At 72.9% G+C, this 15878-nt stretch carries 9 protein-coding genes; 5 read left to right on the top strand and 4 right to left on the bottom strand.

Going from position 1 to position 15878, the window contains the following annotated elements:
- Positions 1-4 precede the first annotated feature (4 nt).
- The 4 genes from Pen02_RS15835 to Pen02_RS15820 all read left to right on the top strand — a co-directional run bounded on the left by Pen02_RS15835 (position 5) and on the right by Pen02_RS15820 (position 3805).
- A complete protein-coding gene (locus Pen02_RS15835) occupies positions 5-904 on the top strand; it encodes a carbohydrate ABC transporter permease (protein WP_239140763.1) in 900 nt (299 codons plus the stop codon).
- Positions 904-1737 (top strand): carbohydrate ABC transporter permease, encoded by an 834-nt coding sequence (locus tag Pen02_RS15830; protein ID WP_203866754.1) that lies wholly within the window; start codon positions 904-906, stop codon positions 1735-1737. The genes Pen02_RS15835 and Pen02_RS15830 overlap by 1 nt, the downstream gene beginning before the upstream one ends.
- Positions 1734-3497 (top strand): beta-N-acetylhexosaminidase, encoded by a 1764-nt coding sequence (locus Pen02_RS15825; protein WP_239140761.1) that lies wholly within the window; start codon positions 1734-1736, stop codon positions 3495-3497. The genes Pen02_RS15830 and Pen02_RS15825 overlap by 4 nt, the downstream gene beginning before the upstream one ends.
- Before the next feature lie 86 nt (positions 3498-3583).
- Positions 3584-3805, top strand: a complete 222-nt coding sequence (locus tag Pen02_RS15820) for a hypothetical protein (protein ID WP_203866753.1) — start codon at positions 3584-3586, stop codon at positions 3803-3805.
- 212 nt (positions 3806-4017) lie between these two features.
- Here Pen02_RS15820 and Pen02_RS15815 read toward each other — a convergent pair whose 3' ends face one another.
- Together Pen02_RS15815 and Pen02_RS15810 are read right to left on the bottom strand one after the other, a co-directional pair.
- Entirely contained in the window at positions 4018-9141 is a 5124-nt protein-coding gene (locus Pen02_RS15815; RefSeq protein ID WP_203866752.1) for a fibronectin type III domain-containing protein, read from the bottom strand.
- Positions 9142-9327: 186 nt separating this feature from the next.
- Positions 9328-9543, bottom strand: a complete 216-nt coding sequence (locus Pen02_RS15810) for a hypothetical protein (RefSeq protein ID WP_203866751.1) — start codon at positions 9541-9543, stop codon at positions 9328-9330.
- A 120-nt stretch (positions 9544-9663) separates the two neighbouring features.
- Between Pen02_RS15810 and Pen02_RS15805 the strand changes: the two genes are divergently transcribed.
- Positions 9664-12813: an AfsR/SARP family transcriptional regulator gene (locus tag Pen02_RS15805; protein WP_203866750.1), complete on the top strand. Its 3150-nt coding sequence runs from the start codon at positions 9664-9666 to the stop codon at positions 12811-12813.
- Here the strand turns inward: Pen02_RS15805 and aceB are convergent.
- Positions 12810-14441 (bottom strand): malate synthase A, encoded by a 1632-nt coding sequence (gene aceB, locus Pen02_RS15800; protein ID WP_203866749.1) that lies wholly within the window; start codon positions 14439-14441, stop codon positions 12810-12812. The genes Pen02_RS15805 and aceB overlap by 4 nt on opposite strands.
- Positions 14441-15724 (bottom strand): isocitrate lyase, encoded by a 1284-nt coding sequence (gene aceA, locus Pen02_RS15795; RefSeq protein WP_203866748.1) that lies wholly within the window; start codon positions 15722-15724, stop codon positions 14441-14443. Before aceA ends, aceB begins: the two co-directional genes overlap by 1 nt.
- Positions 15725-15878 lie beyond the last annotated feature (154 nt).

Raw genomic sequence — 15878 nt, 5'->3', positions numbered from 1 at the left:
ACCGGTGCCGTCGTCCGCAACGATCCGCCGGCAGCAGCGGCTGATGCCCCTGTGGCTGCTGCTGCCGGCGCTCGCCGTGCTGGTGCCGATGTTCGCGTACCCGCTCTACCAGCTCGGCCTGCTGTCACTGTTCGACTACGGGCAGCCGCAGGTCAGTGGCGGCGAGCCGGCGCGGTTCGTGGGGGCGGGCAACTTCCGTACCCTCTTCGCCGATCCGGCGTTCTGGACCGTGCTCGGCCAGACGGTGGTCTTCGCCGCCGGTTGTGTGCTGGTGACGCTCGCCCTCGGCGCCGCGCTGGCGGTGCTGATGACCCGGATCGGCAAACTCGCCCGGACCCTGCTGTCGTACGCCGCGCTGACCGCCTGGGCGGCACCGGCGATGACCGGCTCCGTGGTCTGGATGTTCCTCTTCGACAGCAACCTCGGCCTGGTCAACGAGGTGCTGGGGCTGGACGGCCACAACTGGCTCTACGACCGCACGGTGGCCTTCGCCCTGGTCGGCGCGGTGGTGGTCTGGCACTCGTTCCCGTTCGTGATGATCACCCTGTACGCCGGCATCCAGGCGATCCCGCCGTCGGTGCTGGAGGCGGCGGCCCTGGACGGCGCGAGCGCGGCGACGGCGTTCCGCCGGGTCACCGCCCCGATGCTCCGGCCGCTGATCGCGATCGTGGTGATCCAGTCGATCATCTGGGACTTCAAGGTGTTCACCCAGATCTACGTGATGACCCGGGGCGGCGGCATCGCCGGCCAGAACATGGTGCTCAACGTGTACGCGTACCAGAAGGCGTTCGCCTCCTCCCAGTACGGCCTGGGGTCGGCGATCGGCATCGTGATGACGCTGATCCTGCTGGTGGTCACCCTCTTCTACCTGCGCGCCCTGCGCCGCACCGGGGAGGTGCTCTAATGCGTCGTCGCGTTGCAGACACGGTGGCGATCCTGGTCGCGCTGGTCACGGTCTTTCCGATCTACTGGATGGTGCTGTCGGCGCTGAAACCGAACGGCGAGATCCTGTCGGCCGATCCGCGCCCGTGGACCCTGCATCCGACGCTGGACCACTTCCGCTCGGCGCTCGGGGTGAGCGGCTTCGGCCGGTACTTCCTGAACAGCCTGGTCGTGGCGCTGGCCGTGGTCGCGTTGAGCGCGCTGGTCGCCTTCCTGGCCGCGGTGGCGCTGACCCGCTACCGGTTCCGCAGCCGCAGCACCATGCTGGTGATGTTCCTGATCGCCCAGATGGTGCCGGTCGAGGCGCTGAGCATCCCGCTCTTCTTCCAGATCCGCGACCTCGGCCGGACGGTGCCGGGGGTCGGGCTGAACACCCTCGGCTCGCTGGTGCTGGTGCAGTTGGCCTTCAGCCTGCCGTTCGCGATCTGGATGCTGCGCGGCTTCGTCGCGGCGGTGCCGCCGGAGGTGGAGGAGGCGGCGATCATGGATGGCGCGTCCCGGTTCACCATCCTGTGGCGGATCCTGTTCCCGCTGATCGCGCCCGGTCTCGCCGCGACCAGCGTCTTCTCCTTCATCACCGCCTGGAACGACTTCCTGTTCGCCAAGACCTTCATCATCAGCGCCACCGAGAACCAGACCCTGCCGGCCGCGCTGCTGGTCTTCTTCAAGCCGGACGAGAACGACTGGGGCGGCATCATGGCCGCCTCCACCCTGATGACCGTACCGGTGCTGGTCTTCTTCGTCTTCGTCCGCCGCCGGCTGGTCTCGGGTCTCGGCGGGGCGGTGAAGGAGTGAACTCCCTGCTGCCCCGCCCGGTCACCGTCCACGGTGGAGAGGGCGTCTTCATCCTCGGCCCGGCCACGGCGCTGCGCGCCGATCCGGCGTCCGGCGGGGTCGCCCGGCTGCTCCGGGAGACGCTGACCCGCTCCACCGGCCTGCCCCTGCCGGATCTTCCCTCCGGCGAGGGCCGGCCCGACCCCTCCTCCGGCGACGGCGCTCGCAACGGGGGTGGCGCCGTCGCCGGAGGAGGCACCATCTCGCTCGCCGTCGACCCGGCACTGCCCGCCGAGGGCTACCACCTGCGGGTACGCCCCGACGGGATCACCGTCACCGGTGGCGCCCCGGCCGGGGTCTTCTACGGTACGCAGACACTGCTCCAGTTGCTGCCGCCGGCCGTGCACCGGCGTTCCCGGGTCGGGGCCGGTCCGTGGACGGTGCCGGCGGTCGAGATCACCGACGCGCCCCGGTTCGGCTGGCGCGGCTGCATGCTCGACGTGGCCCGGCACTTCCTGCCGGTCGCCGGGGTGCTGCGTTTCGTCGACCTGCTCGCCGCGCACAAGCTGAACGTGCTGCACCTGCACCTCACCGACGACCAGGGTTGGCGGGTGCAGATCCGGCGTTACCCCCGACTGACCGAGGTCGGCGCCTGGCGGCCCGAGTCGATGGTCGGCTCGCGCCAGCACGAGCGCTTCGACGGCCGGCCGCACGGCGGGTACTACACCCAGGACGACATCCGGGAGATCGTCGGGTACGCGGCGGAGCGGTTCGTCACCGTCGTACCCGAGATCGACCTGCCGGGGCACACCCAGGCCGCGCTGGCGGCGTACCCGGAACTCGGCAACGACCCCGACGAGCCGGTGGCGGTCTCGACCCGGTGGGGGATCTCCCGCCGGGTGCTGAACGTCTCCGACGCGACCCTCGACTTCGTCCGGCACGTACTGGACGAGGTGACGGAGCTGTTTCCGAGCCGGCACGTCGGGATCGGCGGCGACGAGTGCGACAAGTCCGAGTGGCGGGCCAGCCCGGCCGCCCGACAGCGCCGCCGCGAGCTGGGACTGCGCGACGAGGACGAGTTGCAGAGCTGGTTCGTCCGGCAACTCCAGCAACATCTGGCGGCCGGCGGGCGGACGCTGTTCGGCTGGGACGAGGTGTTGGAGGGTGGCCTGCCCGAGCGGGCCACCGTGGCCGCCTGGCGGGGGCCGGCGGTGGCGGTCGCGGCGGCCCGGGCCGGGCACGACGTGGTGGCCTGCTGGGACACCTCGGCCTACCTGGACTACCGGCAGTCGGACCGGCCGGACGAGCCGATCCCGGTCGGCACCGTGCTCACCGTGGCGGACGTACGCGCCTTCGAGCCGGTACCGCCCGAACTCCCGGCCGAGCTGCGGCACCGGATCGTCGGGGCGCAGTGCAACCTGTGGACCGAGCACGCCGACAGTCCGCGCACCCTCGACTACCTGGCCTTTCCTCGGCTCTCCGGGTTCGCCGAGGCGGTCTGGTCACCGGCGGGCAGCACGGACGGGTTCGACGACCGGCTGCGTACGCACCTGGGCCGGTTGGACGCGCTCGGCGTCGAGTACCGGCCGCCGGCCGGGCCGCTGCCCTGGCAGCGCCGGCCGGACGCGGCGGGCTGGCCGCGCCAACGGGCCGACCGGGACGCCGAACTGGCCCGGCTCACCGCCAACGTGCTGCGGCCCCCGAATCCGCGCGGCGTTCCGGGCAGCGGATCGACGGCGGGTACCGACATCGGCCATCCGACGGCTCCGCCGAGTTCATGATCCGGCCGATGCCCGGTCTGTCCTCTCTGGAACAATGCTGGCCGGATCCGGCGCCGTGCCGGACCGATCATCGAATGGGAGCATCCGTGCCGGTTACCGCCAACCTCGCCAAGCTGGTCGACAAGGACTACCAGGACAAGAGCGTGGCCGAACTCGTCGACGCCCCGGTCGCCGCGCTGGCCGGCGTCAGCGAGCGGGCCGCGACCCACCTCAAGGAGGCCCTGGGCATCAAGACCATCGGCGACCTCGGCCGCAGCCAGTACTTCCGCACCGCCAGCGCACTGGTCGCGCTCGCCGACGACAAGTAGCCGGCACGGGGCGGGTGACCAGGGCGCCCACCCGGTCACCCGCCCCCTCGCCGACCACCGGCGCCCCGGAACCGACCGCCGACCGGCCCGACCGCACCCCCGCTGCTCCGGTGGCCACCAGAACGACGACCGCCACTCACCTCAGCCGCTGCGGGCCTCAACTGACCTCGGCCGCTGCGGGCTTCGCGCATGTCAGCCGTCGCGGGCTTCACTCACCTCAGCCGTTGGGCGAGCACGGCACCGTCCTCCTCGTCGTCGTACGGCAGCACGACGAGGCTGCCGTTGTCGGCCAACTCCGCGTCCGCCAGGTCCACCCTGTCCGGGGTGAGTCCGGCGGCGACGTCGTACCAGTCGCCCCGGTCGGCGTCGAGGACCCGCAGATGGTCGCCCTCTTCCAGGTCGTAGACGGTGAGCTGCTGGTAGAGGATGGTCCGGCCGTCCGCGCTGATCCCGATCGGCTCGTGCCGGCGCCCGAAGCCGTTGGGCAGTACCACGTCCGTCGGATAGACGGCGGCGGCAGCGGCCGGGGCGCGGGCCAGCCCGTCGAGGTCCCGCGCGTCGCCCGGATCGGTGTACATCCAGGAGCAGGTGATCGCGGTGCCGTCCCGGGAGATCCGGATGTGGTTCAGCGAGGTGTGGATCCGCTCGATCTCCTCGGTCTCCGGATTCAGCAGCGTCCGTGTCCCGCTCGCCACGTCGATCCGGTACGCCTGCCCCGCGCTGGCGAGTACCACGGTCGCGCCCGCCTCGTCGACGTCGAACCGGTTGCACGGGAACAGGTTGTCCGCGTTCCGGGGGCAGGGCAGCAGCGTCGGCTCGCCGGGGCCGGTCGCCAGGTACAACGCCTCCCCCTGGAGCGCACCCACCGAATAGACCGCGCCGAGACCGTCCCGGATCATCCTGACCGGCGACGCCATGCCCTGCGGATACCGCCCGGCGGTCAACCCGAGGAAGGCGGTGGTGCCGGTGTCCAGGTCGTGCACGAGCAGTTCGGCCTGCCCCGTGGGTACCTCGGGAGTGCGGACGAACAGCACCCGGTTCCCGTCGCGGTTCACGTCGAAGCTGGCCGCGCCGACGAACGTCGCCGGGGTCCGGCCGTCCCGCTGCCGGCTGGCCAGCCTGAGCTCGCCGGTGACGAGGTCCTTGCGGAGCAGCACGTTGCCGCCGGCCGCGCAGCCGGTACGGACCTCCGGCGGCGCGAGGTTGCTGCACACGCTGGTGCCGAAGACGACGTACCGGCCGTCGCCGGAGACCGCGACGCCCTGGCTGCCGGCGACCCGGGTGCTGTCCGGGATTCCGGCGGGATCGACCGCGACGTTGAACACGTCGCCGTCGGGTCGCAGTGCGGCGGTCGGCACCACCGGTGCGGTCGGCAGCGACGCGGCGCTGCGGCCGGACGCGTTGACGGCATAGACCGTGAACTGGTACGGACGGAACGGGGTCAGCCCTCCGATCCGGACACTGGTCCGGTCGCCCGGGACGTACGTGGTCGGACCGTCCGGCAGGGTCACCACCGCGTAGTCGGTGATCGGCGACCGGCCGTCCGTCTCCGGCGGCTGCCACGACACGTCGGCGGCCGACGGCGCGGATGCCGCTCTCGGTTCGAGAGGTGGGCTGGGCACGCTGACGCCGTCCACGAGGACCTGTGCCCGGCCGGTCATCTCGCCCAGTACCCCGGCGTCGCTGCGCGCCTCGACGACCGCGAGACCGGCGAGCGGTGACACGAACACCCCGTCGGCGGTGACGCCGCCCGGCCCGGAAACCACCCGCCAGGTCACCGGCGCGCCACCTGGCCAGCCGGTGGCCGCCGCCCGGAACTGCTGCGGCTGGCCGGGCTGCACGGTCGCCTTCTCCGGATCGAGTGTCAGCCCACGGAACGGCCCGTCGGCCTGGGCGATGGTGAGGAAGAAGTTGACCAGGTCGTCCCTGCGGAACTCGATCTTCTTGCCGAAGAACTCCCGGCTCTCCAGGAACACCCCGATGGTGATCCCGAGCCGCAGTTCCCACCACGGATTCTGGGTGGTGTCGAACCTGCCCTGGATGTAGGGACGCAGCGACAGTCCCGGCCCGGCCGTGTTGTAGAGGTACACCACCAGGGTCGTCCGGAACGCGAACGTGATGCTGCCGTCGCCGTACGGGTCGAGGTTGTACCGGGCCGGGGCGTAACTGTCGTTGATGCCGTTCGTCGCCGTCACGACACCGTTGTGTGTCACCATCTCGGCGCCGAGGGTCCGGGCGATGCCGACGGCGCCGCTGAGCCCGAACGAGCCCTGGAGGTCAAGGGCCGGGGCGAGGCCGAGTTCGGGGCAGACCACCACCGGCACCGGGCCGACCGGAACGGTCACGCAGGGCACCTTGAGCCCGAGGTTGCCCCACTCGAACTGCCGGTCGAGCAACACGCCGACCTTGCCGCGGAACTCGGCCTTCATGATGACCAGGTTGCGGTGGTGCGACCGTACCCCGTCGGTCAACGAGACGGATATCGAGTTGTCGATCTCGGGATCCAGGTCGAGCTGGAGTTCGAACTTGCCGCCGACCGGCGGGGCCTTGCCCGCGTTGCCCAGCGGGTCCTGCCCCTGGTAACTGGACGCCCAGTTGAGTTCCACGATGAAGTGGCCGTCCCGGATTCCGATGTCCACCCCTGCGCCGGCCCGCCGCGCGCCCTGGTCGAGCGTCCGGCCCCCGATGGTGGGTTGCTTGCGGCGCAGCCCCGGCGAGCCGCCGAGCAGGTCCTCGACGTCGGAGTCGCCGAGGTTCGTCGTCGCGTTCAGCTCACCCTCGGCGAAGACGTCGGTCAGCGGCGTCTGCCGGGTGGAGACCCGGAGCAGGTTGCCGTCCTGCGCCAGCGCGGTGACCGTCCGGAGCAGGCCCCGGGGTGCCTGCCGCTGCGGCGGCACGGCCAGGATGGTTCCGTTGCGCAGTGCCGTCAGCGACGCGGGCGGGTCGGCGAAGACCAGCGTCGAGTCGCCCTCGACCGCGGCGAGGGTGCCGAGTTCGGCCGGGGTGAGCGTCCGGGGTGCGGTCCTGATCTGGAGCGCGGGGCGGACCGGCCGGCTGGTCGTCGCCGCCGGGCCGGTGCCGGCCGCGTTGGTCGCGGTGACGGTGAAGGTGTAGCCGGTCGCCGGGTCGAGCCCGCCGATCCGGGCCGTCGGGCCGGTCGCGGTGACGGTGGCGCCGCCCGGGTCGGCGATCACCCGGTACGACGTGATCGCGCTGGTCCCGACGTCGACCGGGGGTGCCCAGGCCACCTCGACGGTGCCGGTCGCCAGCACGCTGGCCCGCAGGTCGACCGGGGCGTCGGGGGCCCGGGACGCGCTCGGCCGGACTACGGTCGCCTCGGCGGCCTCCCCGGTGCCGGCCTTGTTGGTGGCGGTGACCCGGACGGTGTACGCGGTGCCGTTGGTCAACCCGTCGACCCGGGTGACCGTGGTGTCGGCGGGTACGGCGACCCGGTGTCCACCGGGCTCGGCGGTGACGGTGTACCCGGTGATCGGGGCGCCGCCGTCGACGGGCGCGACCCACTGCACGTCGACGCGGCGGTCCAGGGCGACGGTGAGCAGGCCGGCCGGGCGCAGCGGGACGTCGGCGGCGTACGGCGTGACGTACTCGGAGGGGAACGACGTCGCCCCGGTGCCGTTGGCGTTGGCGGCGGTGACCGTGAACCGGTACGCCGTGCCGTTGGTGAGCCCGGTGACCACCGTCTCGGTGACCGTACCCGCGACGGTCACCTCCTGGCCCCCGGGCACGGCCCGGACCCGGTAACCGGTCACGCTGTCCGCGCCGTCGGGTGGCGCGGCCCAGCTCACCCGTACCGCCGAGTCCCTGGGGTACACGTAGGTGACGAACGGGGCGCTCAGCGTCGGCGGCGGCCCCGGCGTCGTCGGGCTCGTCGGCACCGACGGCGGCGACTGCCGGGTGCCACTGTGTGCGACGACCGTGAAGGTGTACGCCGTGCCGTTCGTCAGCCCGGCCACGATCGCACCGGCGGTGTTCCCGGCGGCGGTCACCGTCCGGCCGCCGGGGCTGGCGGTGACGGTGTACTGCGACAGCGGGGCGTCACTGGCCGACGGTGTCCAGGCGACGGCGACGTAGCCGTCCCCACCGGTGGCGGTGACGTTGGTCGGGGCCGGGATCGGGCGCGGGTTGCGCAGGTGGCAGGTCACGTCGAGGGCCACCCGGGCGGCGACTGAGCTGCCGTTGTAGACCCGGACGCTGCCGTTGGTGCCGAGCCGGACGTATCCGGCCACGCCCGCGCGCAGTGCCGGCAGCGTGGTGGCGCTGACCCCGTTGGGCCGGCTGGCGCCCGTCGGGTACACCGTCAACGGCACCGACCGGGTCGAGGTCGGCTCGGTGTGCAGCACCAGGCAGACCCCGCCGGCATCGCCGGGTACGCCGGCCACACCGGCCACACCGGCCACCGGAACGTCGACGGTGCCGAAGGCGCTCACCGAGAGGGCGTCCCGGACCCGGGCCGGCGGGATCGGCACCACCGCCAGGCCGGGCGCCGTGGCCAGGGCGGGGGCGTAGTAGCCGTTCGCGTACAGGTCGACGGTCACCGGGGCGGTGCTGGTGTTGGTGACGGTCAGCGCGCCTGCGGCGCCGGGACGTACCAGCGCGTGCGCGGTCGCCGGCTGGCCGGCCACCAGTTCGAGCTGTGGCATCGTCGCCGCCGATCCGGCGGGGTGCACGGTGAGCTGACCGGCGGCGGTCGCGGTCGCGGAGACGGCGAGCGCCAACGCGGTCACGCCGGTCGTCGGCAGGCCGGAGCCGGCCGGGGTGACGGTGGCGGCGCCGTTCGCCGGTACCGTCAGGTTGGCCGCGACCCGGACCGGACCGATCGGGGTGAGCGCCCCCGCCTGCGGGTCCGGTGTCGCGGTGAGATAGCCGCCGACCTCGACCGAGACGGTCGCGACCGCGCCGGTCCGGTTGGTCAGACTGAACCGTCCCTGGCCGTCGACGCCGACGATCCCGGCCCCGCGCGACCACCGTCCCGCGTTGAGGTCGAGCGCGACCCCGACCGGCGCCGTCACGTCGGCCGGGTACGCCGCCAGCGTGCCCGCCGCGTCGGACCGGGCGCTCACCGTCACGGCCGCCCCGGCCGCCCCGGCACCGAGTTGGTCGACGTCGAGGGTCACCGTGCCGTTCGCCGGGATGGTCGCCGCTTGGGCGATCAGCCGTGGTGTGACGGTGACCAACCGTCCGCTGCCGACCGCGTCCGGCGGCGCGGCGGCGGCCGGGTTGCCGGGTCCGAGCACCTGTGCGGAGACGGCGAGCTGACCGAGCAGCGCGGCGACCGCGACCGCACGGCGGAGCGCCGGGAACGTCGAACCTGCCATGGGACCTCTACTCGGACGGGAAGGGACGGACCGAAGGCGATCGGTGGCTGGAGCGGCCCGGCCCGGACCTCGGCCGCCTCCGCACGGGGGTGCCAGAGATGGAGGCGGCCGAGGCGTCCTGGGCGGTGCCGGCCTAGCGCCGGACGGGCCGGGGCGCGGATGCTGTGCCGGCGGAGCCGGACAGGGTCAGATGTCCAGCCAGACGTTCGCCTGGATGCGCATGTCCTGCCACATCTGGGCCGGCGCGGAGATGTCCAGCCACACGTCGGTACCGTCCGAGATGGTCTGTCGGATCTGCTCGGCACTGGCGGCGGCAGGTGCCGCCGCCACGCCGGCCGCCAGCCCGACTGTCGCGACGCCGAGCGCGATTCCGTGCCCGACCCTTCGGAATGCTTGCTTCATGCCGTACTCCTCGATGGACTCTCAGGTGGACCGGACGGCCCCGCCTTGGAGCCTGCGGCTCCCTGCCATCCACGGCTCACACACGCGCCATCCGTAGGTGATCAATGACATGGGGGAAACATGCGGTTCCGGCTGCTGGGCACGGTGGAGGTGGGCACGGCCGCCGGTTGGGTACGGCTGGACCGTCCCCGGCGACGTGCGGTGCTCGGATATCTGCTGCTGGCCGCGAACCGGACGGTCACGGCAGGCGAACTCGCCGAAGCGGTCTGGGGTGCGCTCCCGCCGGCCACGGCGCGCAGCCAGACCCAGAACGACGTCGCCGCGATCCGCAAGGCCCTGGCCGGGTACGCCAACCCGGCGTCGATCGTGACCCGGACCGGCGGGTACGAACTGGTGGTCGAGCCGGACGGCATGGACTACGAGCTGTTCCGGAGCCGGACGAGCGCGGCGACGGCGGCGGCCGGGCGCGCGGACTGGGCGGCAGCGGCGGACCAGCTCCGGGCGGGACTGGCCCTGTGGCGCGGCCCGGCTCTGGCCGACGTCGTCGCCGCGTACGTCGAGCCGACCCGGGCACGGCTCGACGAACAGCGGCTGGACGCGGTGGAGCGGCTGGCCGAGGCACGGATCACCCTGGGTGCGTACGACGAGCAGGTGCCGGTGCTGCGTGAACTGCTCGCCGAACACCCGCAGCGGGAGCGTCCCGCCGCACTGCTGATGCTCGCCCTGCACCGTGCGGGGCGGCGGGCGGACGCGCTGGCGGTCGCCCGTGAGCTGCGCGCACACCTCCGCGAACAGTACGGGCTCGACCCGTCCCGGACGGTGGTCGAGATGGAACGCCGGATCCTCCAGGACGACCCCGAGGCGGCGTTCGGCGGCACCGACGGCAAGGCCGGCAACGCCGGGGCGGGCGGCGACGGGGCCAGGTCGCCCCGGATACGCCGCCCCTACCAGTTGCCGATGGACGTCCGCCTGCTCGCCGGGCGGGACGGACAGCTCGCCGAGTTGTCCGCGCTCGCCCGTCGGCCCGGGGGCGACCGCATCGTGCTCGTCACCGGTACGGCCGGGGTCGGCAAGACGGCCCTCGCCGTACGGTGGGGGCACCGCGACGGCGACGGGTTCGCCGACGGCGTGCTCTTCGTCGACCTGCGCGGTTACGACCGGCGGCGCCCGTTGACCGCGTTGGAGGCGCTGCACCGGGTGCTCACCGGGCTCGGGGTGACGGCGGCACAGTTGCCGCCGGACCTGGACGACGCGTCGACGCTGTTCCGGTCCCTGACCGCGAACGGGCACTACCTGGTGGTGCTCGACAACGCCCGCTCCGCCGAACAGGTCCGGCCGCTGCTGCCCGGCGGTCGCTCCTGCTTGGTCGTCGTCACCAGCCGGGACAGCCTGCCGGGACTGCTGGCCAGTCACAGCGTCACCCGGATCGACCTGCCCGTCCTCGGCCGGTCGGCCGGCGTGCGGCTGCTGGAGCAGGTGATCGGGGCGGGCCGGACGTCGGCCGAGTTCGCCGCCGCCGCCTCGTTGGTGGACCTCTGCGGCGGCCTGCCGCTGGCCATCCGGATCGTGGCTGCCGAGTTGTGCGACGCACCGGACCGCCCGCTGCGTCGTCAGGAGGCGCTGCTGCGGGAGCACCGGCTGTCGGCACTGGACAACCGGGGCGATCCCGAGGCGGGCGTACGGTCGGTGCTGCGTACCACGTACGCGACCCTGCCCGGTACCTGTCAACGGCTGTTCCGGCTGCTGTCCGTGCTGCCGTACCCCGAGATCGGGGTCGGGGCCGCCACGGCCGTGGACGGCCGGGATCCGGCGGCGGTGCGGGCCGACCTCGACCGGCTGGTCGGCATCCACCTGGTCGAGCGACGCGCGGCCGACCGGTACGGCTTCCACGACCTGCCGCGCGCCTTCGCCGCCGAGCAGGCGGAGACGGTGGACAGCGGGCCGGCCAGGGCGGACGCGACGGCACGGGTGTCGGCCTGGTACCGCGATCGGCTCGACGAGGCGTCGACGGTCCTCTACCCGGAGGCGATGCGGCTGGTGCGGGGGGCGACGCGGGCGACGGCGACGGCGGAGCCGGACGGTGTTGCCGGGCCGGCCGACGCGCGGGCGTGGCTCGGCGCCGAGTACCCGAATCTCCTCGCCTCGGTCACCTTCGCGCCCGAGCAGGGTTCCCCGGCGACGGCCTGGCGGCTGGCGGCGTCGCTGCGCGGGCACCAGCTCTCGATCGGCGCCTGGCACGACCTGCTGGCGACCGCGTCGATCGGGGTGACCGCCGCGACCGCCTGCGGCGACACGCGCGGTGAGGCCATCTCCCGGCTCAGCGTGGCGGACGCGCTGCGCCGGCTCGCCCGGCACGAGCCCGCGATCACCGAGTACGTCGCCGCGCTGCGGCTGGCCGAGGCGGACGACTGGCCGGAGGGGCAGGCGGCGATCCTCGGTCATCTCGGCATCGTGCACCTGCGACGCGGCCAGCTCAGCGTGGCCGCCGGCTACTACCGCCGGGACCTGGAAATCTGCCGGCGGATCGGCTGGCCGGCGGCCCAGGCGGTCGCGCTGGGCAACCTCGGCAAGTGCGCCTACCACCTCGGCCGGTACGACGACGCACTGCGCGCCTTCGAGGAGGCCGCGACGCTGGCCCGGCAGACGTCGTCGGTCGCCGTGGAAATGATCGCCTGTCTCAACGCCGGCACGGTGCACCTCGACCGGGGTGACCCGGAGCGGGCCCGGAGCTTGCTGGAGCAGACGCTGGCGCTGCACGGCGTGCTGGATCGACCCGCGGACGAGTTGGACACCCGCAGCCAACTGACCAGGTTGGAGTGCGCGACCGGGGATGTCGTGGCGGCCCGGGGGCATCTGCGGCGGGCCAGGGACCTCGCCGGGCGCCTCGGCGACTCGCTCGACCCCAGTATGCGGGTGCAACTGGACAAGGCGGAGGCGACGGTGGCCGTTGCCGACGGTGAGCCGGCGGAGGCGGCGGGCACGCTGGCCGGGGCGGTGCAGCGGGCGGAGGCGGCCGGGCTGGCGTTCGAGTGGGCCGAGGTGCTGATCCAGCTCGCCGGAGTGTCGGCGCGGCTCGGCCGGACGGAGGAAGCCCGGGCTCAGGCCGGGGCGGCTGTCACCCTGTGCCGGCGCAGCGAGTTCCACGGTCTGGAGGCCGCCGCCACCGCGCTGCTGGCGTCGATCGAGCCGCCGTGCGCCCATCCCCGGCAGGCCTCCCCGGACGTGCGACGGCACGCCGGGGACGCCTGGGGTTCGCAGGACCGTCCCTAGGCCGCCAGGGAGTGCCGGGACTCGTGCCGGCCGGTCGACGGCTGTGCCGTCACCAGGTGCCGGGCGTACGCGTCGGTGGTGAAGAAGGCCGGCAGTTCCTCACCGAGCGCGGTCCGGACGAAAATCTCCGCCGCCCGGGTCAACCGGTCCCGTTCCTCGACCGTGCGGGTCGCGCCGAGGGTCGCCACCTCCTCGACCAGGATGGACCGGACCAGTTCCTCGGTCACCCGGCCGCCCTCGGCCACCGGCGTCGCGTGGTAGAGCCACTGCCAGACCTGGCAGCGCGCGATCTCGGCGGTCGCCGCGTCCTCCATCAGGTCGAAGATGGCCGCCGCACCGGTACCGCCGAGCCAGGCGTCGAAGTAGCGCAGCGCCACCGCCACGTTGCCGCGCAGCCCCGCACCGGTCACCCGGCCCGGCGTACGGTCGACGGCGAGCAGGTCGTCCGCGCCGACCGTCACCTCGGGGCGGAGCCGGTCGAGCTGGTGCGGCCGGTCGCCGAGCACGGCGTCGAAGGCGTCCCGGCAGACCGGGACCAGACCGGGGTGGGCCACCCAGGATCCGTCGAACCCGTCGGCGGCCTCCCGTTCCTTGTCCGCCCGGACCTTCGTCAGCGCCCCGGCGTTGACCTCCGGGTCCCGGCTCGGGATGAAGGCGGCCATCCCGCCGATCGCGTGCGCCCCGCGCCGGTGACAGGTCCGGACCAGCAGTTCCGTGTACGCCCGCAGGAACGGCACCGTCATCGTCACGTCCCCCCGGTCCGGCAGGACGAAGTCGTCCCGCCAGCCGAAGTTCTTGACGATGCTGAAGATGTAGTCCCACCGGCCGGCGTTCAGTCCGGCGCAGTGCTCGCGGAGTTCGTACAGGATCTCGTCCATCTCGAACGCGGCGGTGATGGTTTCGACCAGTACGGTGGCCCGGATGGTCCCGTACGGGACGCCGAGCCAGTTCTGGGCGAACCGGAAGACTTCGTTCCACAGCCGCGCCTCGCGGTGGCTCTCCAGCTTCGGCAGGTAGAAGTACGGCCCGCTGCCCGCGTCGAGCTGCCGCTGTGCACAGTGGAAGAAGTAGAGCCCGAAGTCGACCAGGGTGGCCGAGATGGCCCGCCCGTCGACCACGATGTGCTTCTCCACCAGGTGCCAGCCGCGCGGCCGGACCACGATGGTGGCGAGGTCGTCGCCGAGGGCGTAGCGCTTGCCGCCCGGCGCGGTGAAGTCGATCCGCCGGTCGATCGCGTCGACCAGGTTGAGCTGCCCGCCGATCACGTTGTCCCAGGTCGGCGCGAGGGCGTCCTCGAAGTCGGCCAGCCACACCTTCGCCCCGGAGTTGAGCGCGTTGACTGTCATCTTCCGGTCGGTCGGGCCGGTGATCTCGACGCGCCGGTCGTGCAGGCCCGGTGCCGGCGGGGCCACCCGCCAGTTCGGGTCGGCCCGGATCGCCTCGGTCTCGGGCAGGAAGCCGGGTAGCTGGCCGGCGGCGTAGCGGGCCCGGCGGGCCCGCCGGGTGTCCAGCAGGGCCACCCGGCGGGCCGCGAACTCGCTGTCGAGCGCGACCAGGAAGTCCAGCGCCTTGGGGCTGAGGATCTCGTCGTACCGCTCGCGGAGCGGGCCGGTGACTGCAATTCTCATCAGAACTGCTCCTCCTCGGTCGACCCGCGCAGGGCGGTGGTCTCGGCGGCGGGGTTGAGTACGGTGCTGACCAGGTCGAAGTAGCCGGTACCGACCTCGCGCTGGTGCTTGACCGCCGTGTAGCCGTACGCCTCGGCGGCGAACTCCCGCTCCTGCAACGACACGTACGCCGGCATCCCGTCGGTGGCGTAACCCCGGGCCAGGTCGAACATCGAGTAGTTCAGCGCGTGGAAGCCGGCCAACGTGATGAACTGGAAGCGGTAGCCCATGTGTCCGAGTTCGCGCTGGAACTTGGCGATGGTGGCGTCGTCGAGGTGCTTACGCCAGTTGAACGACGGCGAGCAGTTGTACGCCAGCAGCTTGTCCGGGTACACCGCCCTGATCTCCTCGGCGAACCGGCGGGCCAGGTCCAGGTCCGGGGTGCTGGTCTCCATCCAGAGCAGGTCGGCGCAGGGGGCGTAGGCGAGCCCTCGGGCGACGCAGGCGTCGAATCCGTTGCGTACCCGGTAGAAGCCCTCGGCGGTCCGTTCGCCGGTGACGAACGGCTGGTCCCGCTCGTCGACGTCGGTGGTGAGCAGCGTCGCCGCCTGCGCGTCGGTACGCGCGACGATCACCGAGGGGACGCCGGCCACGTCGGCGGCGAGCCTGGCGGCGTTGAGGGTCCGCACGTGCTGCCCGGTCGGCACCAGCACCTTGCCGCCGAGGTGGCCGCACTTCTTCTCCGAGGCGAGCTGGTCCTCCCAGTGCACCCCGGCCGCACCGGCCACGATCATCGCGGTCATCAGCTCGTACGCGTTCAGCGGCCCGCCGAAGCCGGCCTCGGCGTCGGCGACGATCGGGGCGAGCCAGTCGATGCCGCCGTCGTCGCCTCCGCTGCGGCGGCCCTCCGCCGTCTCGATCTGGCCGGCGCGCAGCAGCGCGTTGTTGATCCGGCGCACCACTGCCGGCACCGAGTTGGCCGGGTAGAGGCTCTGGTCCGGGTAGGTGTGGCCGGCGAGGTTGGCGTCGGCGGCGACCTGCCAGCCGGAGAGGTAGATCGATTTCAGTCCGGCCCGGACCATCTGCACCGCCTGGTTGCCGGTGAGCGCGCCGAGCGCCGGGACGAAGTCCTCCTCGTGCAGCAGCCGCCACAGCCGCCGGGCGCCCCGGTCGGCGAGGGTGTGCTGTTCGGAGACCACTCCGCGGAGCCGGACGACCTCGTCCGCGCCGTAGACCCGCTCCACGCCCCGCCATCGCGGGTCGGTGGCCCACTCGGTACGCAACTGCTCGGCCGGCGTGCTCATGGAAATCTCCTCCGGAGTTCGATGGGATAGTCGATAACTGTCGTGCATCAGGCCATGTCGAAACTGTGGCACGGTCGCCGTCGACGGGTCGAGGCACGGAAACAGCCAACTATTGAAAAGTCCGGGCGCCATTCTGCGAACTTGCGAATCCGCC

Source organism: Plantactinospora endophytica (assembly GCF_016862915.1).
Lineage (GTDB): Bacteria > Actinomycetota > Actinomycetes > Mycobacteriales > Micromonosporaceae > Plantactinospora > Plantactinospora endophytica.
This window is presented reverse-complemented; position numbering and strand designations above follow the sequence as displayed.

Bases quoted from the DNA above. Each gene is read 5' to 3' on its own strand.
- Pen02_RS15810 (WP_203866751.1), bottom strand. From the start codon at position 9,543: ATGAAGCAAGCATTCCGAAGGGTCGGGCACGGAATCGCGCTCGGCGTC.
- Pen02_RS15830 (WP_203866754.1), top strand. From the start codon at position 904: ATGCGTCGTCGCGTTGCAGACACGGTGGCGATCCTGGTCGCGCTGGTC.
- aceB (WP_203866749.1), bottom strand. From the start codon at position 14,441: ATGAGAATTGCAGTCACCGGCCCGCTCCGCGAGCGGTACGACGAGATC.
- Pen02_RS15815 (WP_203866752.1), bottom strand. From the start codon at position 9,141: ATGGCAGGTTCGACGTTCCCGGCGCTCCGCCGTGCGGTCGCGGTCGCC.
- Pen02_RS15805 (WP_203866750.1), top strand. From the start codon at position 9,664: ATGCGGTTCCGGCTGCTGGGCACGGTGGAGGTGGGCACGGCCGCCGGT.
- aceA (WP_203866748.1), bottom strand. From the start codon at position 15,724: ATGAGCACGCCGGCCGAGCAGTTGCGTACCGAGTGGGCCACCGACCCG.